This is a genomic window from Labrenzia sp. THAF191a (assembly GCF_009363335.1).
GTDB lineage: Bacteria > Pseudomonadota > Alphaproteobacteria > Rhizobiales > Stappiaceae > Roseibium > Roseibium algicola.
In genome coordinates this window covers 68,620-87,280 of sequence record NZ_CP045334.1, presented here as the reverse complement: position 1 = coordinate 87,280, position 18,661 = coordinate 68,620, and the positions used below count along the sequence as shown (strand labels likewise).

Sequence of the window (18,661 nt, the reverse complement as noted above, 5' to 3'; positions counted from 1 at the left end):
AGAAAGCAATAACAAAGAAAGTATGCATATTGTCGAAAAATGTTAAAAAGTTGACATTTTACGCAATTCCTATCGAAAGAGCATTGGCGACTAGAGAAAAGTCGTGCAAAAACTCTACCAAATCACACAATTATTGGTTGCAATCAACTTTATATTGAAATCCAAAGATTAAATACGATAAAACTGCCACGCTTTTTTTGTGATAACGGCGGCTTATTTGATTTTTACTGACAAAATTCACCTAAAGTAATTTTTCATTAATTTCACTTGGTGTATTTGATTGTTTATGGGCATTTTTTGAGATCAGGGAGGCTTGGGGTCAATACGCTCCTTTTCAGCTTTCCCTTGGAGCATCTCAGAGATTGATATTTAGTAACCGAGCAAAATATTGAAGGCGGCTGCAAATAAACGGCCTTCAACGTCAAGTGAAACCGGTCTAGTCGAATTACTTTTCATTCGGTGAGAGGACACAATGAGCATTACGGCAAATCAACCAAGCGGAAACCAGGCATCCAGCAGGTCTTTCGGCATTGGAACCAAGATCTTATCTGTGGTGGGCATATGTCTAGTCGGATTAGTCCTTGTGGCGGCAATCGGTCTTTGGCAGCTGAACCAGATCGGCTTGCTCATCAACAATGTTGCCAACAAAGACATCCCGCTTACCAGTGCGGTAACTCAAATCACTACCCACCAGTTGGACCAATCCATCAATCTGGAGCGAGCCTTTCGGGCCGGAGTGATGATGAAGGAGCACGCAAAAGCCCGCGCAGATTTTGACAAGGCACGCATGACTTTTCTGAAATACGCCGAGATGGTTGATCGCGAAATTCTGGAAGCTCAGGACCTGGCGATGACCGCTGAACAAGCCTCGCACTCCGAAAAGCTGAAGTCCGAATTTCAAATGGTTTATGAGGCATTCGATCAAATAGGCGCTGAGCACAAGGCATATGACAAGCATGCTCTTGAAGCCTTCGAACTGGTCGAGGCTGGAGAGATAGACCTTGCGCTTGCGCTGCTGCCAGGGATTGAAAAAGAAGAAAACAACTTGAACCATGAGCTTGAAGCCCTGGTGCAGGAACTGCAATCGTTCACCTTGGACGCGGCGCGCGAGGCGCTTGAAGCTGAAAAAACAGCGTTAAAAGCCATTCTAGCTATAGCGGTTTTTGTCTTCGTGGCCGCGCTCGGCATCGCCTCCTTCGTTATTCGAAAAGCCATCACGCGACCGCTGAATGAAGTTGTCCTAGGCATAAACGCCTTGACGGCGGGTGACTTCACAATGGACGTCAAAGTCCATGCCAAGGATGAAATTGGAGCCGTGGCGACAGCCTATCAAACGTTCCGGGAAACGATGATCCGCTCAAAGGAACTGGAAGAAGAGCAACGGCGCCAAAGCCAGATTGAGCAAGACCGTCAGAAAAGGATGACCGACGCCTCCAGCCGATTTGCCGCAAATATTGGCACCATCGTGGAAACGGTGTCCTCAGCGTCAACCGAACTGCAAACCACGGCCCAGTCGATGTCCAGCATCGCAGAAGAAACCAGCAGCCAGGCAACATCCGTGGCAGCCGCCACCGAGGAGGCCACGACGAACGTGGCGACGGTTTCCTCTGCAACCGAGGAACTTTCTAGCTCAATCGGAGAAATCAACTCTCGTATTTCTCAAGCAACTGACATTTCCAAACAAGCCGTAGACGAAGTGTCAAAGACCGAGGGGCAAATCGGTCAGCTTGCCGAGACCGCTGAAAAGATCGGCGAAGTGATCTCAATGATCTCGGACATTGCGGAGCAGACGAACCTCTTGGCACTGAACGCGACAATCGAATCTGCCCGGGCAGGCGAAGCTGGCAAAGGGTTCGCAGTGGTCGCAAGCGAGGTGAAGGTCCTGGCCGGTCAAACAGCGAAGGCGACCGAAAATATTGCCGGCCTCATTAAAGAAATTCAGGACCAGACTAACACTTCTGTGGCTTCCGTCACTGATATCGGCCGTATCATTTCGCAGATCAACGAAACGTCGATTGAAATTGCTGCTGCGATGGATCAGCAGGACATGGCAACACGGGAAATCGCCCAAAACGTCACGGAAGCGGCAGCAGGAACGCAGGCCGTATCTGAAAACATTGCCGGGGTCACTCAAGCATCACAGGAAACCGGGGCCGCAGCGAGCCAGGTGACAATGGCAGCAGGGGAACTTTCAAATCAATCGTCCCGACTTAAGATAGAGGTAGACGGCTTTCTCGCAGAGATTCAGTCGGCCTAAATCGACGAGGCGCATGTAAGCTAAAACGACTCCGGGCCAAGAAATAGAATTCTGAATATAATCATTGGCGAAACCAGTTTCAGCATAATGAACAATTAGACCCCAAATGTTTATCTGGAGTTTGGACAAATAAATGTCATTTCTTTAATTAAGAAACACAAAAAAATTCTACTCAATTGAAGCCGGCATGAATTCCAGATTGTTTAGGCAGGTAGAAATGGGCAGGAAAAAACTCAACATCATGATTATTGACGGTAACAACGAGGACCTCAAACTCCTTTGCAACGAGATACCTCGCTATTCCGAACGTCACAGGTTCGAATTCAGAACGCGTGTAGCCTCGCATGGGAAAGCCGGTCTGCAAATCGTTTCGTCCTTGCTGGGAACTCCAGATCAGATAGACATAATTCTTTTTGACATAAGCACGACACGACAAGAGGATTTAGATGCTCTTGAACGCTTAAGTAGCATCGCTTTAACCGAAAAAATGTTCGTTTTTCTTATGTCAAATAATCTTGACGATGATATACTATGCATAGCCAAAGCAAACAGAGCCATTGCCATCGAGAAAAAGCCAAATTCTCAATATAAAATCGACCTTGTAATTGACCGAATGGTGAGTGTCTGTACGGAAATTACTACAGAATCCTATGTTTTAGATTGTTAGCGTGGCGCTTAATCTTTTCGGCAAAGTCGAGGGGCTGCTTTTCCTTAACGTTTTCTTGGCTAGGCCGTGTGGGCAAAGAGCAGGCTGTGTAATCAAAATTGCATTAATAGTTGCACCCAGTGCAAGCGTGCCATTTTTTGGCGTCCGCTTGGCGTCTGACCTGAGACCCGAGTTTCTTCCGGCTTAGCGCGGAGTCCTTCGGTTGAGTGGAGTGCGACCCAACATGCCCTCAGCCATCGGAACATCTCTTTCCTAATTCAATCGCCTTCCTGTGTTTCAGCATAGTCAGCCATACGATCCCGGAAAGATGATGTCCTGATCGACCAGAATATTGAAATTGTATCCCGGCCGGATCTGAAGTGTCGGCTGGACATCGAGGTTCTTGTTGATAGTCCGCTCCACCACCCGGCCGAACACTTCCGCGAAGTTGCGGCGGGCGGCATCTGAGGCCGTGTCCTGGGTGGAAAGCGTAGAGCTCTCCGGAACAGCCATATCAATTCCAGTTCCGATAATTGCGAGAAGCGCTGCGGACCCAAAGGTGCGCAGGTAATGGTTGTTCACCTTGTCCTTGAAACCGCCATAACCTTCGCCGTCAACGCCCCCCATGGAGCCGATCTGCAAGGTAGCTCCATTTGGGAAGATGATATCTGTCCAGACGACGAGCACGCGCTTCTGACCGAACGACACATCGGAATCATACCGGCCGAACAGTTTGGTTCCTTGAGGGATCAAAAGCAGATGGCCGGTTGCGCTATCATAGACGTTCTGTCTGACCTGGCCGGTGATACGGCCGGGAAGGTCCGAATTGATGCCTGTGATGAGCGTTGCCGGGATCACCGAGCCACGCTTCAATTCATAGGGTGACTGCTGCGGAACAACGCGGTTCGCCAGATATCCGGCTTCCGAGATGTCCTGATTGAAGAAGTCCTGTTTGCCGAATTGTCCGTTTGGATCCGCATTGGCAGACCCGCCTTGCGCCGCCTGCAGGGCAGCGGACAGAAGATCCGGAGAAGACGGGCTGCGCGTAAAGGCCCCGTTTCCTGTCTGATTGCCCTGGATGGTCTGCGATCCTTGCCCCTGCCCCTCCAGGTCATCGATATTCACGACGATTGGACTGTCATAAGCCGCGTCAATTGATTGCAGCCGCTTCATCCGTTGCCGCTGCAACTCCTGCATTTCCTGCTCTTCGTTGCGGCGCTTCATCCTTTCGCGCCAATCTATCTCCGTTTCCTGCGGTTCGATTACAGCGTCCGGTGAGGCGGGTCGCTGCTGAAACGGATTGCTATACGGCTTCTGCGCTTGCACGATTTCCGGTTTGGCAACTTCAACTGGTTCCGGCCGAACCGGCGTTATTGGTTGCCCTGGGGGATCGATCACGCCGTTGCTGATGCCGGCCTTGAGCTGATCCGCAAAACCGCTCGCCGGCGATCCACCTCCATCCTCAACAACGCTGCCGCCGGACGTGATGCCACGGGTCGCAAGGCCATAGATGATCACGACGCCGAAAACGACAACGAGTCCGATGAATAGAAATATCGGCAGCCGGTTTAAGCGACGAATCTTGGGAGCCTCATCGTCGGCGCGAATGTCGTCGCCCGCCAGATGCACATTGGAATCCGAATTGCTCATGAGTGCACGCCTCTAGACTGTTCTGGTCAAAACGGAAACCGGACTTGTCGGAGACGCGCCGGTTGCCGTTGCCTGATAAGTCCTCGCCAGCTCGATGGTTGGCGTGGTGAGGCGAACGAAGATCTGCCCGGCATCGGAATCGACCGTGTAAGCAAGGGGAATGATCGTGTCGCCCGATGGCTGTTGGTCGGCCTCGGCGACCGCGTAACCCCATCCGCGCAGAGAGCTTTCGAGGGCAAGGCCGAACTGGGAATTGTCAGCCTTGAGGAATATGGTTCCCGTTCCAGCTCCGACATGTTCAGAGAGTTTTGCAACCATGTCGCCGGCGACGATGCTTGCAGCGGAAGGCGACAGATTGGCAGCGTCAACGCTTGTAGTCGGGTTGAACCAGCCACTTTGCGTCATGCAGCCGGCCATGGGAGTGACCAGCGCCGAAATGCCGATGGCTTTCAGAATTGAGCGGCGAGTGTGCAACATGATCAGCCTCCCCTATTGATGCGAACTTTTTGCTGGCTGTAACCAACACCGGACACGAGCACCGCCTGGTCGATCGTGTAGTCCACGATCATGAGGGTGCCCTTCAGGCGATAGTTGACGATCTGGTTCTGTCCCCCGGAGGTGATGTAAAGAACCGGTGCATCCCCGGACGCCATTCCTGAGGGAAACTGGATGTAAGTTTTGGTGCCGTCCGAATAGACACGTGTCGGCCGCCAGCGGGCTTGCCCGTGAACGTGGTATTTGAAGTCCAGGTTTTCGGCAGGGACGCCGGCGCCGGGGATGATGCTTGCTTCAAGCTGGCGATTGGCCGCTTCGAATTTGGCCTGTATGTCTTCAGGGTAATCGAAGCCCACCCGGGCCATGTAACGGTGACTGTCGCTTTGAAGTTTGATCTGATAGGTGCGCCTCGATGTCGTCACCACCATGGATGTGACAAGCCCGGGTTCAGTCGGCTTGATGATCAAGTGAACTGAATTTCCCCCCGGTCCCCCCGATGTTGCCGGATCCACCTTCCAGCGAACCGTATCCCCGACCATGACGTTGCGAACGGCTTCCCCAGGCTGCAGCTCCACGTCGCAGACCTGCAGGGGAGCGCAAACCACTGTTGGCTGGACCTGGCCGTAGAGATAGATCACCTTGCCGTCCGGACCTTTGGTAATGACGCCGCGGCCGTTGCGCCAGTCGCTTGAAAGCCCGAGGGCGCGCAGCTCCTTTGCCGTGTAGTCGGCAGCCAAAGCTTGAACAGGTAGGACGGTGCCAGCGGCCGCAGCCACGAACATGCACACGCCCGCGTGCAGTCTGATTTTCTGGAACATAACTTTCACTCTCTGAGCGTGTGATTTGCTTACAATTGCGCGGTCCAATCGAAGTCCTTGAGATAAAGACCGATTGGATTTAGCCTGATGATAGCTTCATCCTGTGGTGGCGATAGAGTCACGGCCGCAACTCCGCGCCAGCGCTTCGTCTGAAGCTCTTTGCCCTTCCTGTCCCGTTCGATCTCGGTCCAGTCGATCTGATAGGATTGATTGGAGAGGGGCACGATGCTCGTCACCTCGACTGACACGGTGCGGGATTGCGCCCGATCGAACGGAGAGTTCGTCCGGTAGAAGTTGTTGACCTTTTGGGTGGCAACGTCCGTCTGCCGCAGCATCGCGTAAACTCGGTCGATGTATCCTTTGGCGACAACCGTGTCCGGCGTAACAGAGCGGAAATTAGTGATCCAGGCTCCGAGCATGGAACGGACAACGCGCTCATCGGCGTATTCAATCTGAGCAGGGAAGCCACCGATCGCGGGTGTGCCGAGCTTGTCCACCTCTACGATATAAGGAACGAGCTTGACTTGCGTGCTCTGGTAGAGCGCGAACCCAAAGCCGATGATCGCCATCGCCATAGCGAGCAGGCCGATACCCTGCCAAACGCGAGCGGTGCGTACGTATGATCCGTAGCGCTCGTTCCATTCCATCCGAGCGGCAAGATAGGGATTATCGATTGGAGTATGTTTTGCCATCTAGGTGCCTATTGCTCAGGAGGATTTGGGCGAAGACCCGCCGCCAGTTGGTTTGTTTGGAAGGGATTGCTTCAGCTTGTGATTGGCGAGACCTAGCGTTGAAGACCCGTGAGCGCTCGGCGCTCCGGTCAACTTGTCCGCGGCTGCGGAGGCTAGGGCTTTTCCGCCTGTGCCAAATGCAGCCGCAACACTGCGGGCTGGCGAGTGCCCGGCATCGGACGCTGCTCTCCCAGCTTGATAAGAACTCGACGCCAATCCGGCCGCGCCGATCCCGGCTCCGGCAATTCCCCCCGCCACGCTGGCAGTTTGCCGGAATGCCGCGCCAGCGTAGTAGGATGTCCCTTGTCCGGATCTAATGACTTCCATACCGCTGCCGGCAGACACTCCTTGAACCACGCCCTGGACGATGTTCGGAACGAAGATTGAAAGCGCGAACATCGCCAACGCAATAGCTGCCAGCATGCCGGGACCAGATGCGGTTGTCGTCATGGTCGGATCCGCCGCCAGGTTCGTCAAAAGACTTGAACCGGTCTTGGCGATGATGCTGAGGGCCATCAATTTCATGCCGATGCTGAACGCGTAGATCAGATAGCGAACGGCAAAGTCTTTAGTGTAGGACGAGCCGCCCAAACCGAGCATGATCATGCCGGCGATAAGCCCGATGTACATTTCTACGATGACAGAGAGCAAAACTGCCGCAAACAACGCCATGCAAAGGAGAACGATGAGGCCGGAGCCGGCAAGCATCAATGCTTGAGCAATGGCAGTCCAATCCAGATTTTGAATTTGCTCATTCAGGATGCCGTTGACCTGCAAACCTGTATCGAAGAGGTCGGCAGGGGAGAGTTTACCCGAGACACTTCCGCTTCCGATCCCCCAAAGGCTATCAACGATGTCCTTTGCTAGCTGTGGGCCTTGGGTCAGCACGAATGCGAAAAAGCCGATAAAAATGATCCGTTTGACCAATTCTGTCGCCCAGACCTCCAGAGAGGCTGCGTTCACGCCTAGCCAGACAGCCGCCAAGCCGATCTCGATCGTGGCAAGCAGCCAGAAGAGAGATGTTGCGCCGCTAATGAGCGTGGACTCCCAGCTCTTTGCGGCGTTTGCCAAACTGTTTTGAACAGTATCCAGCGCCCCGCCGCTCTGGGCAAATCCAGTCGAGGCGAATATGCTTGCGAACACCATTCCCAAAACGAGTGTTCCCAAAAGTGGTCCGAACTTTCCCCTGGCCATAGTCACAGCCCCCTACTTACTTACCACTGAGGTTTGAAATCCTGCCCGCTGCCCGGTTCAATATCGGGCGCCTTGAAGAATTCTTTGGCGGCCTTCTGGGAAGCTTCACGCTTTGCTTTTGCTTCCTCCGCCAACTCAACTTGGCGTCTCAGCAGTTCGGTAACTTCGGGATCGGTTTTCGGTACGATCACGTATGTTGCGCCCGCACCGGCAACAGCCGCGAGAAGCGCGATCAACACAACGATAGGAAGTTTGAATGTCATATGTTTACCACTGAGGTTTGAAGTCTTGCCCGTTCCCAGAAGAGACGTTCGGGTTTTTGAAGAACTGATCTGAGGCTGCTTTGGTGTGATCGCGTGCCGTCTGTTCAGACTGGTACCAGGTCCCCATCATGGTCATCTGCTGTGAGACAAGACCGCGAAGCTTCTGCATCTGTTCAACTTGCTGAGCGGCAATCTCGTGGCCAACCTGCAGGGCCTGCTTTTGTCCCTCGGCCGACTGAGAATGCTGCCGTAGCTGGCGCATGGTGTCCTCTTCGGTCGCGAATTGATCGGAGGTGTATCCGGCCGCCTTCAGCGTCGAGGAGATCGTGTCCCGGTTCGTATCCGACCAGCCTTGATACATGGTCGAGAACGACTGCCCATCCGGCAGGCCGTTCTTCGCGAACTCCGCGTAGCTCTGGAACCGCTGTTTCAGCGTGTCGTCCAGATTGCCCATTGAGAACGCCATGGCCTGACCCTTTTGAACCAGGCTCTGCAGTTGACCGAGGTTTTGCTCAACCTCGCCCCATACCTGCATCGGCAGCGACAACGTGTTCTGCAGCATGTTTTCGTAGATCGAGATCTGGTTTTCGATCATCTGGATCTGGTTGCCGATTTGCTGCACCTGATTGGCGATCTGCTCGGCGTTCTGACCGCCGAGTGCAATGAGCTCGCTGTTGTTGAGGATCTGCGTGAACTCGGTCGCGCCGGTGATACCGCCGCCGCCGGCATGGGCCGGTCCTGCAAGGCCGATCACACAAAGAACGCTGGCGAGCGATTTAGACAAGAAGCTGTTCGGCATTGTCGATTCCTCTTTGCTTGAGCCATTCGGCGGGCCATTTTTCGCCGTAGTGGAGGTGAAGTTCATCGATCCGCTTGAGATCGTCCTTAGCTGATGCGCCGACGAAGGACAGTGTGATCGGGCCGAGCGCCATGTTGAACAGCCGGCGACCGTCTGGGGACGTGACGTAGTATTCTCGCTTCGGGATCGCCGAGGCGATGATTTCGATCTGCTGTTCGTTGAAGCCGAGCTTTTCGTAGAATTCGCGCGTTCCGGACACCCGGGCTTCGCCGTTGGGCAGGCAAACTTTGGTCGGGCAGCTTTCCTTCAGAACGTCGATGATGCCGGAACGATCGGCATCCGAGATCGATTGCGTTGCCAGGACCACCGCGCAATTGGCCTTGCGCAGAACCTTCAGCCATTCCCGGATCTTGTCGCGGAAGACCGGATGGCCAAGCATCAGCCAGGCCTCGTCCAGGATGAGCAGACTTGGGTTCCCAGTCAGGCGTTTTTCGATCCGGCGGAAGAGATAAAGCAGGACCGGGATCAGGTTCCGGTCGCCCATGTTCATCAGCTCTTCGATCTCGAAGGTCTGGAACCTGGAGAGGGACAGGCCGTCCGCTTCGGCATCGAGGAGCGCGCCCATCGGGCCGTCCACAGTGTAATATTGCAGCGCGTCCTTGATTTCCCGGTTCTGGACGCCCGACACGAAGTCGGTCAACGACCGGCGCTGAGACTTCGACATCAAGTCGATCTGCGTGGTGATGGCGTTGCGGTGCTCCGGCAAAACCTTCACGCCCTGCATTTCGATCAGGGTTTCCAGCCACTCGGCAGCAAACGCCTTGTCGGTATCGTCCTCAAGGGATGAGAGCGGTGCAAAGGCCAGCGTCTCCGACTTGCCGACGTCATAGTGATCCGCGCCAACGGCAAGCGTGAGCGGATACATCGACTTGCCCTTGTCGAAGACGAACACCTGCGCATTCAGATAGCGAAAGAATTGAGCTACGATCAGCGCGAGAAGCGTCGATTTACCTGAACCTGTCGGTCCGAAGATCAGCGTATGCCCCAAATCCCCGACATGAAGATTGAAGCGGAAGGGCGATGAGCCGGACGCTACCTGCATGAGCGGCGGGCATCCAATCGGATAAAACGGGCACGGCGCTTCCGGCGATCCGGCCCAGACCGAATTCAGCGGAGCCAGGTCCGCGAGATTGCGCGTGCTCACCAGAGGTTCGCGAACGTTGGCATAGGAAACGCCCGGCAGGCTTCCCAGGAACGCTTCGGTCGTATTCAGGGTTTCGATGCGACTGCCAAACCCTTCGTTCTGGATAAGCCGGCGCACCGCCTCGCATTTCTCCTGAAGCCGCGCCTGGTTCGTGTCGAAGAGCACGATGACAGGCGTGTAATGGCCGAAGGCGACGAGCTGCGAGCTTGCCTCGGCAATCGCGTCTTCGGTTTCCCCGACCATCATCATGGCATCCTGGTCGAGCGATCCGGAGTTTGTCTTGAAGAGCTGGTCCATCAGCGGCCGCACCTTCTGAAGCCACTTCTTGCGCGTCTTTTCCAGAACAGCTCGCGCCTCGATCGGATCCAGGAAGATGAAACGGCTGGACCAACGATAGGTGATCGGCATCAGATCGAGGGCGTTGAGGATCCCCGGCCAGCTTTCAGCCGGAAACCCGTCGATCGCCACCACGCCGACATAACGACCATCGATGATGGGGTTGAGGCCGTGATGGAATTCCGCCGTCACCAGATAGTCGAGATACATCGCAATGTCCGGCAACCTGATCGGATGGTTTTCTCCGATCAGCGCGAAGCGGGCGAACTGCAGCAGATCATCATACCGGCCGCGCCTCTCCCCTTCCCTCCCCACTTCTCTTTCTGGCACTTCATGCGTTTCCATGCGCCGGATCGAGACGACATTGGCCATGTACTGCTCGAACTCGCGGATGGTGGTCTTGAAATACTCAAGCGTCCGGGAGGCAAAAGACGTGTTCCGGCTGGCTTCGTCCGAATAGATGTACTTCACCAGCTTGGACTTGTTTTTCTCCGGCGGTCGGTAGGTCAATATGAGGGCATGCTGGCTTTCGAAATGCCCCTCCCCGGCTTCGAAATGTCGGCGGCGCTCGTCATCGATCAAGGCAGTGATCGGGTCCGGAAAATGCGAGCTTTCCTTGGCCGGATATCCAGTTGAGGGAATGCGAACCGCTTCCATCTGGATCATCCAGCCGTTGCCGAGGCGAGCCAGAACCGAGTTGATCTGCCTGGAGACTTCGTTCCGCTCAAACGCAGTAGAGCTTTCGCTGTCCGGCCCGGCAAAATACCAGCCGGCCATCAGGCCCCCGTCCTTCAGGAGCACAATGCCGTTGTCGACCAGCGCCGCGTAAGGGAGCAGGTCGGAAAAGGACGGTGCGACATGCCGGAATTTTTTGAGGGCTACCATGTTCAGTATTTCCGCCAGGGCGTGGATGTCGGCCGGTAGTAAGCGCGGTATCTGACGTGTCGCAGATAGACAGCGCGCATCCGCGGGTCCGCCTTGGCCATCATCCGCAGCACGCCAACCACCACGATCCAGATCGCTACGCCGAGCACGGCGGCATAGGGTTTCAGGATCACGAAAATCAGAATGACCGAGGCAAGACCGGTCACGAGCACCAGCTCCCGGTCTGCCCCGAACAACAGTGTCGGGCGTGAAAGAGCGCGGTGGATCCGCGCTCTGTTGAGGCCCGGCGCATCAGTCACGAGCCGGGTCCACGGTTGCCGCTTTCCCTTCCGGAGCGATGCCGATGGAAGCGCCGGAAGAGCCGAACAGGCCGACGATCGTGGACGCGCCAAGAAGGATCCCGAGAACCAGAACCACGTAGGCCATGCGGCGGGCGAAGTCGTTGAGCTCGCCGCCGAAGATCAGCATGCCGCCGGCGATCGCGACCGCGATCAGGCCAACGGCGCCAGCGACAGGACCGTTGATGGAGGCCTGGATCTGCTGAAGCGGACCTTCCCAGGGAAGCGAACCGCCACCAGAGGCAAAGGCTGGTTCAATTAGGTACAGTCCTGCACCGGCGAGAAAGAGAAGAAATACAAAATTACGCGACATGAAGGGTCCCTTGTCTGTCGTTGGAATTCTTGTTGAGGAACTGTGATGCAACGGCTGAGCGGACGTCATAAGTGCCGTCCCGAAAGCCGGAGACGGACACAATGTCCCGAACGATGCGTCCCTTCTCCGGGGAGCGCTCGATTGAGACAATCAGGTCAACAGCTTCCGCAATCACTTGGCTCATGGGCTGCTGAGACACTTCCGCGATGAGCTGTTCGAGCCGCGTCAGTGCGGTATAGGCATTATCGGAGTGAACCGTGGCGATGCCGCCCGGGTGACCCGTGTTCCATGCCTTAAGGAGCGTCAGCGCCGCTCCGTCACGCACTTCGCCGACAATGATCCTGTCGGGACGCAAGCGCATCGTCGATTTCAGGAGCCGCTGCATGTCCACGGTGTCGGACGTGTGCAGGATCACGGCGTTCCTGGCGGCACACTGGATTTCCGCCGTGTCCTCCAGAATGACGAGACGGTGATCCGGTGCAACGGAAACCATTTCGCCAATGATCGCGTTCGTCAGGGTCGTTTTGCCCGTGCCGGTGCCGCCCGAGACAAGAATGTTCTTGCGGCCCGCAACTGCATCGCGGATCACGGCGGTCTGGCCGTCCGTCATCACGCCATCCTCGACATACTTGGAAAGCGGGATGAGCAGCGATGCCTTCTTGCGGATCGTGAAGGACGGCTTGGAAACGACCGGTGGCAGAAGACCCTCAAAACGATGACCGCCTATCGGCAGCTCACCGGAAATGATCGGCTTGTCAGAGGTGATCTCGGTACCTAGCGCATGAGCGACCTTGCCCATGATGATCTGGGCGTCATGGGGTGTCATCTCGCCCGAGGGCTCCATGCCCTTGCCGACACGCTCGATGAACAACTGTCCGTCCGGGTTGAGCATGATCTCAACGACGGCCTCGTCCGACAGCGCCGACAGGACCGTAGACCCCAGCGTGTCTTCCAGCCCGGCGATAAGCCTGCGGCGGCTTTCACCACCTTTAACGGCCACCATGACCACCCCTTGATTTGTCTAAACGGGCTGAGTTTTAACCGCTCAGTAACACTCTATAAAGCGATATCAAACGGTATCTATAATCTTTTCCGCGTGTTCGTGCCCTGGCTGCAACAATTCCGTGTCGCGTTGTAATCGCTTTTGACTCTGCTGCAAGCCTTTTAAAGACCCTACAATGAGGAATTGATGCCCATCCTTCTGCATGTGTCTCGAAATGGAGGTTACAAGGATGATAAATCCGCGCTAGTCCCTGATAGTACAATTAAAAATGTGCAGCGAGAGTTTCAAAAGTGTGCAGCGGGAGGTCCAAAAATGTGGAGCGGCACGTTCAAAATTGTGCAGCGGCAGAAACGCTAGATAGACCTTCTTCAAACTTGATTGGAGGCGATTCCAAGACTAGCTTGAGCGAAATTTGATGAATCAATCAACACCGAAAAAAATGGTATCAAAAGGAAGATTGAGCCAAACCTAAAAAGAAAAAAGCTCCCGTAGCCGAAGCGACGGAAGCTCTGTCCTCAAAATCCTCGAGCGCCAACTCGAAGATCAGTTCTGAAATGTGATCTGAGGATAGGGATCTCCGGACAATCAGTCAACGCAAAACGCCACCTCGGCGCACGGGAAAGTCGTGCCTAAAAAAGGATATTCCCTATGCCGAAGCCAAGGCCGTCCGGGCTGCGAAAGATCACGCCTGCCATAAACGATGCCATGTCGCTTGCCGACGAATGGGGCACTCAGACTGCCGTCGATAAAAGACGCGCCGTCACCGCATTCAACCGCGTTACCCATCTCCTGCGGCTCAATTCCCAGGCGATCGAACTCATGAACAAACTCCTCAGTTTCAGCCAGGAACAGGACTGGACAGGGGCAAGCCGGCCAATCGTCTGGCCCGATAATTCCCGCCTTGTCTGCGAGTGTTCTTTCGAGCTGTCCGCTCTCCGCCGCAATTTTCGTAAGCTTGCCGAAGCGGGCCTGATCAGCTTCAAAGACAGTCCCAAAGGGCAGCGCTTCGGAAAGCGCGATCAGAACGGCAAGATCGTGCTGGCGTCGTCCTTCGGTATCGACCTCTCCCCTCTCGGTCTGAAAACGCCCGAACTGGAGGATCTATTCGAGCGGGACAAACAACGGGCCGTTCAGCACCGCGAGCACAGTCGCAAGTTCACGATTTCCCGCAGGCTGATTGCCAGCATCATCGAAACCGCGTCCGACCATCAGATCGCTGGTCCCTGGGAGACATGCGCTCGTAATCTTCAGGCGATCGTTCAACGGCGCCGGCCGAATACTCCGCTCCACGAGCTGGCCGAGCTGTGCGACGCCTTGGAAACTCTGTTGGAGCGCGTCAAAACCGCTTATGCCGCCGCGAGCGAGAAGTTTTCCCATAGGGACTGCGATGTTGATAACGCTGAAGAAAAGTTCCCCAGGGTATCAAAAATGGCACCCATGGGTCCCACTAGCGGCACCTTCATACAGAGTACAGTCCAGAAAACAGATTCTTCATTGTACACGAAACGGCGTTCGGCTCCCGCCGAACAACAGTTCCCTTCTGACATCGGCTCCGCCGATGAAAATGGCTCTGAGAAAGAGCCTTTGCGACGCCCGGGTCCAAAACAACCGGAAAAGCTTGCAGCAAGACCCGTGGATCCAAAAACTTTGCTTTTGCTTTGCCCACAATTTAAGGAATGGGTGGTTTCTGACAAAACTCCGACCTGGGCGGACATAATAAACACGGTCGAAACTGTGATGAGAGGACACCTGTTGATCGCGGATTCCACTTGGAACGCAGCAACCCTTGCGCTCGGCCGAGAACAGGCCGCGGTCGCCGTCGCCCTCATTTTCGAAAAACACGAAGCCGGACTGATCCAGTCTCCAGGCGCATATCTGAACGGCATCATCACGAAGGCGAAGAACGGGCAGCTTGCCCTATCCAAATCGCTCTTTCACTGGAACAAGGCCAAGGACGGCAATCGGCCGGAAGGGCCGGCCGCATGGAATTAAAGTAGATGCGACTTTCAAGCCATTCTGACCTGGCCGTCAGGCTCTTCCTCTACCTCGACGCTCAGGAGGACAAAGAACGCCGGGTTTTGACGCCCGAACTCTGTCAGGTTCTCGACACCAAACGATCGACGGTGAATGAAACAACGTCGAGCTTGGCGAAGGTCGGACTCTTGGATACCCGCAGCGGAAAGTACGGAGGCATCATCCTCTCTCGCCCGATCAGCGACATTCTTGTCTCGGAAGTCATCTCGATTTGCGAGCAGCGAAGTGGCTGGCAGTTCGCGCAGTGCGACAATCCCGCAGGCTGCGATTGTTACATGAAAGGCCATTGCGCGGTGCAGCCCATGTACCAGCAAGCGCTTCACGAATTTATTCGCATTTTTGACAAGTTCTGTTTGGCTGACCTGCAAACTGACGTGAACGTAAAAGTCGCCCGTAGAGCCGCAGAAAAATATATCAGCGGCAACGGTTTGGTTAGCGGTGACCTTGAGCGGTACAGCAAGCGGCGCAAAGAAAATCGGTCGCTTACCGATGCGTCATAGTATTATCGATATTTGCCGACGGGTTCTTGCGCAACCTTACGTGTAGGATAGCGCCTAGATCCGTTCTAAAGCACTCAATTGCTTGACCATCTAGTCAAATCACTACCATCACACAAATTGATCTACTGAAGACTTGTTTGCGAGAGAATGAGCTGTCATATGGCACTCATGTCACGCAAAAAGTGTATTGCCTTCGGTATATTCCTCCTAAACGTGCTGCTGCCCGCCGGTGCACAGGCGGATTCCATCGAAGGAAAAGTCAGCGTTATCGACGGATCCAGTTTCCAGATCGTGGAGAGTGGTCTCACCGTCAAACTTTTTGGCGTGTCTGCGTGTGCCCTCACCCAACGCGCTCACTATCAAGGAATTTCGTGGCCTTGCGGAGCCGTCGCCGCGGGTTGGCTGACGGAAAACACGCTCGGCTACACTATTCGTTGCATCAAGGAAGGATCGGGCGGATACGCAACCGTTCTTGGCCGCTGCTTCCTGCCGGACGGGTCCGATGTCGCAAAAAAAGCGTTGACTGAAGGTATGGCGATCGCCGCCAGGGCCGAAGGTACTCTGATTGTCCCGGAATATGGGTCTTTCGAAAAAATCGCCCGCTCAAAATCCCTCGGAATCTGGTCGTCCACGTTCAAACTCGACGGCCACACATATCGAAAGTCATTTACCCAATGAGTAAGGAGCCGGGGCGGCCGCGTTCGATGGGCCGCGACGGGAGCGGGGCTTGCACGAAGCGTTCGCAGCACGAGCAGGTCAACCGGGGCCGGACGATGCGGTTCACGATAAACCTACCGGGGACGTATTCCAGTTCCTCGGTCACATCCTCACCGATCCGACGCAAGCGCCCGCCGCAATCGGCACAGGCATCTGCGCCCGGCGTCAATTCGACCTCCATCCGGGGGATGTGGTCCGGGATCGGGCGGCGCTTTGGCTTGTCCCTCTCCTCGATGTCCGGCAGCTTCATCCGCGCCGTCATGGCCGCGGCGGCAATCTCGCTGGTCTCGAGCGCGAGCTGAAGCTGCTCGGCCGTCTCGGACGAGGCCCCGAACCGGTGCGCCCGGTGCCCAGCCAGTTGATGGCGCAGCTTCTCGATCAGTACCGCCTGCGCCTTGACCTCGGCCAGCAGCCGCGCGGTGAAGCTGCGCAACTCCTCGGGGTCTTTCGGCAAGGTCAGGGTTTGATCGAGCATGCAAGAAGTTTATCCCACTGTATTCCTCGTGGGAATCCTTCTCTTGCAGGACAGCCAGATTATCCCGCGGCCAAGGGTTGCCACGTCCGCTGTGGCGCTCGCCAGTCGATCCCTTCCAGCAGCATCGACAACTGTGCAGGCGACAGCGCCACCTTGCCCTCCTTGGCCGAGGGCCAGACGAACCGCCCCTTCTCCAGTCGCTTCAGGAACATGCAGGCCCCCTGGCCATCCCACCAGATGACCTTGACCAGATCACCCCGGCGACCTCGGAAGACAAACAGGTGCCCGGTGAAGGGGTCCTGCTTCAGCACCGCCTCGGCCTGCGCTGCCAAAGCCGCGAAGCCCTTGCGCATGTCCGTCACCCCGGCCGCCAGCCAGACTCGCGTAGTGGCCGGAACCGGGATCAAACCGACAGTCCCCGGATCAGGCGGGCCAGAGATTCCGGGTCGTAGCTGCCGCTGATGCGCATCCGGTGACCGCCAGCCAACTCGATCTCGATGCAGTTGTCGGGAACGGGTGCGGCCACAGGCACCTTACCCTCCGCGACGATCTCCACTGGCAGAAAGCGCGCGATATCGGCCGCGTCGGCATCTGCAAACCGCGGATCGCGCAACCAGGCAAAGACCAGGTTGGCATTCACGTCATAGCGCCGGGCAACCTGACTCACCGATACACCGGGCACGCGCGTCTGCCCGCAGATCATCCGCTTCTCGTCGTCAGACCAGACCCGCCGCTTCCTTCGCTTCGTCACAAGCCACCCCGATAGTGTCCATTATCCGATAGTGGACACTATCCTCTACGCACCAACCTCGGCAGAGCGGCCAGCCCGGACGGTTACTGCAGAGGCCCCCATGGCCGGTGCGGATAGTCGTCGTCACGACCCTCACAGCACCAACTCGTAATGCGTGTTGCGCCCGCCGCCTTCGCCCTTCCGGAGCAGACCGAGGTCCAGTAGAGCCGCGATGTCACGGTTCGCCGTATCCTGCGAGCACTTGGCGATCACCGCCCAATTCGACGAGGTCATCTTGCCTTCGAACCCATCGAGCAGGCGGTTCAGTACCTTGATCTGGCGTTCGTTCAGCGGCAGTGCCGCTGCGCGCTCCCAGAACTGCCCCTTGGCGACGACCGCCGCCAAGACGCCATCGGCACCGTGAATCGCGCGGCCGAGGCAGTCGAGGAACCACAGGATCCACAACGTGACGTCCGTGCCGCCTTTCTGGGTGCGCTCGAGCTGGTCGTAGTAGGCGTTCCTATCGGCCCTGATCTGCGCGGACATGCTGTAGAACCGCTGCGAGCTTCCCTCCGACCGGGCAAGCGCCAGGTCAGCAATGGCGCGGGCGATGCGGCCGTTGCCGTCCTCGAAGGGGTGGATCGTCACGAACCACAGATGCGCTAGCGCCGCCTTGATCACCGGGTCGGTGGTCAGGGGTGCGTTGAACCATGTGAGGAAGGCTTCCATCTCCGCCGCGACCCGCGGTGCGGGTGGGGCCGAGTAGTGAACCTTCTCCCGGCCATATGGCCCGGAAACAACCTGCATCGGGCCGGTACTGTCATCGCGCCAGTCCCCGACGATGATCTTCGTCATGCCGCTGCGGCCGGTGGGAAACAAAGCCGCATGCCATCCGAAAAGGCGCTCGGCGGTGAGCGGGGCCTGAAAGTTCCGCGTCGCGTCCAGCATCACCTCGACGATGCCTTCCACATTGCGATCGGTCGGGGGCAGGGCGCCGATGTCGATGCCAAGCCGTCGGGCGAGGGATGACCGCACCTGTGTGGCATCCAGCTGCTCGCCCTCGATCTCGCTTGTCTTGACGACGTCCTGCGTCAGCGTCTGCAGGACCGCCTCTTCGCGCAGCTTGAAGCCCAGCGCCTGCATCCGACCGATCAGTCGCCCCTGGTCGTGACGGACTGTAGCCAGGGGCGCAGCAATGCTGCCATCCTTCCAAGACAGCTTCGGCCAGTCTGGTTGCTCCCAGATGTACATCCCGATCTCCGCATAATGCGCG

General features: G+C 56.3%; 20 protein-coding genes. 5 read left to right on the top strand and 15 right to left on the bottom strand.

From position 1 onward, the window contains the following. Positions 1 to 472 precede the first annotated feature (472 nt). The gene (locus tag FIV05_RS28250; protein WP_152508019.1) at positions 473 to 2,257 is read left to right on the top strand and encodes a HAMP domain-containing methyl-accepting chemotaxis protein; all 1,785 of its coding nucleotides are present in this window, start codon (positions 473 to 475) and stop codon (positions 2,255 to 2,257) included. Positions 2,258 to 2,444: 187 nt separating this feature from the next. Further along, positions 2,445 to 2,924 (top strand): hypothetical protein, encoded by a 480-nt coding sequence (locus FIV05_RS28245; RefSeq protein WP_152508020.1) that lies wholly within the window; start codon positions 2,445 to 2,447, stop codon positions 2,922 to 2,924. A gap of 285 nt (positions 2,925 to 3,209) precedes the next feature. Here the strand turns inward: FIV05_RS28245 and trbI are convergent, their stop codons facing one another. From trbI to trbB, 11 genes are all read right to left on the bottom strand, one after another. Next, positions 3,210 to 4,553: an IncP-type conjugal transfer protein TrbI gene (trbI, locus tag FIV05_RS28240; RefSeq protein ID WP_152508021.1), complete on the bottom strand. Its 1,344-nt coding sequence runs from the start codon at positions 4,551 to 4,553 to the stop codon at positions 3,210 to 3,212. A 12-nt stretch (positions 4,554 to 4,565) separates the two neighbouring features. Then, the gene (locus FIV05_RS28235; RefSeq protein ID WP_209171762.1) at positions 4,566 to 5,030 is read right to left on the bottom strand and encodes a conjugal transfer protein TrbH; all 465 of its coding nucleotides are present in this window, start codon (positions 5,028 to 5,030) and stop codon (positions 4,566 to 4,568) included. Between the two features lie 2 nt (positions 5,031 to 5,032). Then, positions 5,033 to 5,830 (bottom strand): P-type conjugative transfer protein TrbG, encoded by a 798-nt coding sequence (trbG, locus tag FIV05_RS28230; protein WP_228866879.1) that lies wholly within the window; start codon positions 5,828 to 5,830, stop codon positions 5,033 to 5,035. A gap of 65 nt (positions 5,831 to 5,895) precedes the next feature. Beyond that, complete coding sequence (gene trbF, locus FIV05_RS28225; RefSeq protein WP_062492203.1) at positions 5,896 to 6,558, bottom strand: conjugal transfer protein TrbF; 663 nt, start codon at positions 6,556 to 6,558, stop codon at positions 5,896 to 5,898. Between the two features lie 15 nt (positions 6,559 to 6,573). Continuing rightward, positions 6,574 to 7,791, bottom strand: coding sequence for a P-type conjugative transfer protein TrbL (gene trbL, locus FIV05_RS28220; protein WP_152508024.1), 1,218 nt, complete (start codon positions 7,789 to 7,791; stop codon positions 6,574 to 6,576). A 20-nt stretch (positions 7,792 to 7,811) separates the two neighbouring features. Further along, on the bottom strand, positions 7,812 to 8,054 hold the full coding sequence (locus FIV05_RS28215; protein ID WP_152508025.1) for a hypothetical protein: 243 nt from the start codon (positions 8,052 to 8,054) through the stop codon (positions 7,812 to 7,814). Positions 8,055 to 8,058: 4 nt separating this feature from the next. After that, complete coding sequence (gene trbJ / locus FIV05_RS28210) at positions 8,059 to 8,853, bottom strand: P-type conjugative transfer protein TrbJ (RefSeq protein WP_152508026.1); 795 nt, start codon at positions 8,851 to 8,853, stop codon at positions 8,059 to 8,061. Continuing rightward, complete coding sequence (locus FIV05_RS28205; protein WP_152508027.1) at positions 8,831 to 11,278, bottom strand: conjugal transfer protein TrbE; 2,448 nt, start codon at positions 11,276 to 11,278, stop codon at positions 8,831 to 8,833. Before FIV05_RS28205 ends, trbJ begins: the two co-directional genes overlap by 23 nt. 2 nt (positions 11,279 to 11,280) lie before the next feature. After that, positions 11,281 to 11,577, bottom strand: coding sequence for a conjugal transfer protein TrbD (locus tag FIV05_RS28200; RefSeq protein ID WP_077294672.1), 297 nt, complete (start codon positions 11,575 to 11,577; stop codon positions 11,281 to 11,283). Then, positions 11,570 to 11,929, bottom strand: a complete 360-nt coding sequence (locus FIV05_RS28195) for a TrbC/VirB2 family protein (protein WP_152508028.1) — start codon at positions 11,927 to 11,929, stop codon at positions 11,570 to 11,572. Before FIV05_RS28195 ends, FIV05_RS28200 begins: the two co-directional genes overlap by 8 nt. Continuing rightward, positions 11,919 to 12,932, bottom strand: coding sequence for a P-type conjugative transfer ATPase TrbB (gene trbB / locus FIV05_RS28190; protein ID WP_152508029.1), 1,014 nt, complete (start codon positions 12,930 to 12,932; stop codon positions 11,919 to 11,921). The genes FIV05_RS28195 and trbB overlap by 11 nt, the downstream gene beginning before the upstream one ends. Before the next feature lie 648 nt (positions 12,933 to 13,580). On the opposite strand from trbB, the gene repC reads away from it, so the two are divergent. The 3 genes from repC (at position 13,581) to FIV05_RS28175 (ending at position 16,144) form a co-directional block, all read left to right on the top strand. Further along, complete coding sequence (gene repC, locus FIV05_RS28185; protein ID WP_152508030.1) at positions 13,581 to 14,924, top strand: plasmid replication protein RepC; 1,344 nt, start codon at positions 13,581 to 13,583, stop codon at positions 14,922 to 14,924. Between the two features lie 5 nt (positions 14,925 to 14,929). Continuing rightward, positions 14,930 to 15,466, top strand: coding sequence for an Rrf2 family transcriptional regulator (locus tag FIV05_RS28180; RefSeq protein WP_077294835.1), 537 nt, complete (start codon positions 14,930 to 14,932; stop codon positions 15,464 to 15,466). Between the two features lie 159 nt (positions 15,467 to 15,625). Continuing rightward, positions 15,626 to 16,144, top strand: coding sequence for a thermonuclease family protein (locus FIV05_RS28175; protein ID WP_077294832.1), 519 nt, complete (start codon positions 15,626 to 15,628; stop codon positions 16,142 to 16,144). On the opposite strand, the gene FIV05_RS28170 is transcribed toward FIV05_RS28175, so the two are convergent. The 4 genes from FIV05_RS28170 to FIV05_RS28155 all read right to left on the bottom strand — a co-directional run bounded on the left by FIV05_RS28170 (position 16,134) and on the right by FIV05_RS28155 (position 18,639). Continuing rightward, the gene (locus FIV05_RS28170; protein ID WP_152508032.1) at positions 16,134 to 16,658 is read right to left on the bottom strand and encodes an IS66 family transposase zinc-finger binding domain-containing protein; all 525 of its coding nucleotides are present in this window, start codon (positions 16,656 to 16,658) and stop codon (positions 16,134 to 16,136) included. The genes FIV05_RS28175 and FIV05_RS28170 overlap by 11 nt on opposite strands. A 59-nt stretch (positions 16,659 to 16,717) precedes the next feature. Beyond that, positions 16,718 to 17,065: an IS66 family insertion sequence element accessory protein TnpB gene (tnpB, locus tag FIV05_RS28165; protein ID WP_152508033.1), complete on the bottom strand. Its 348-nt coding sequence runs from the start codon at positions 17,063 to 17,065 to the stop codon at positions 16,718 to 16,720. After that, entirely contained in the window at positions 17,062 to 17,409 is a 348-nt protein-coding gene (locus tag FIV05_RS28160; RefSeq protein WP_074556315.1) for a transposase, read from the bottom strand. The genes tnpB and FIV05_RS28160 overlap by 4 nt, the downstream gene beginning before the upstream one ends. Positions 17,410 to 17,541: 132 nt before the next feature. Beyond that, a complete protein-coding gene (locus FIV05_RS28155; protein WP_152508034.1) occupies positions 17,542 to 18,639 on the bottom strand; it encodes a Fic family protein in 1,098 nt (365 codons plus the stop codon). Positions 18,640 to 18,661 lie beyond the last annotated feature (22 nt).